Annotated in this window: 1 protein-coding gene; it reads right to left on the bottom strand. The window is 59.2% G+C overall.

Translation table 11 applies throughout. From position 1 onward, the window contains the following. Positions 1-116: 116 nt before the first annotated feature. A partial coding sequence (locus XcyCFBP4188_RS22315; RefSeq protein WP_146094086.1) for an IS5 family transposase occupies positions 117-701 on the bottom strand: 585 nt, incomplete at its 5' end.

Consider the following 701-nt stretch of genomic DNA (forward strand, 5'->3'; position numbering starts at 1 on the left):
GGAAGGTCTGAACAACGCGGCCTGAGAGCGCGGAATGTCGCATCGTTCTGGAGAGTCGCGTTTGGATCTCTCCGGATTTTTGCCATTTCTGGCGTTTTCCGTGGGAATTCCCCGGGTTACAGGCGCACGCTCCCCATAGCAGGCAGTAACTGCTTTCGCTTCATCCACAGGTTTGACAGCGCAAACAAGGTCAGCACGTGTGCGGTGTTCTTGGCCAGGCCGCGATAGCGGACCTTGGTGTAACCGAATTGGCGCTTGATCACCCGGAATGGATGCTCCACCTTCGCGCGCACGCTGGCCTTGAAGTGTTCCCAACGCTGTTCCCGAGCACGTTCGCGTTTGTTGCCGATGGCTTGCGTCGTCGAGGGCCTGGCGGCGATGAAGAATGCTGCCTTGCAGGTCTGCAGTTCTTCGCGCTTATCCGCACCGGTGTAGCCGCTATCGCCAAACACGCTGTCTTCTTTGCCATGCAGCAACGTGTGCGTCACCGTGACATCGGCGACGTTGGCGGCTGTGCAATGGACGTGGTGCACCAACCCGGAAAACTCATCCACGCCGATGTGCGCCTTCATCCCGAAATACCACTGATTGCCCTTCTTGGTCTGATGCATCTCAGGGTCGCGTGCATGGTCGGCATTCTTGGTCGAACTGGGCGCCGCGATCAGCGTCGCATCGACGATCGTGCCCGACCGCAGGCTCTG

This window comes from Xanthomonas hortorum pv. cynarae (assembly GCF_002939985.1).
GTDB classification, from domain to species: domain Bacteria; phylum Pseudomonadota; class Gammaproteobacteria; order Xanthomonadales; family Xanthomonadaceae; genus Xanthomonas; species Xanthomonas hortorum_D.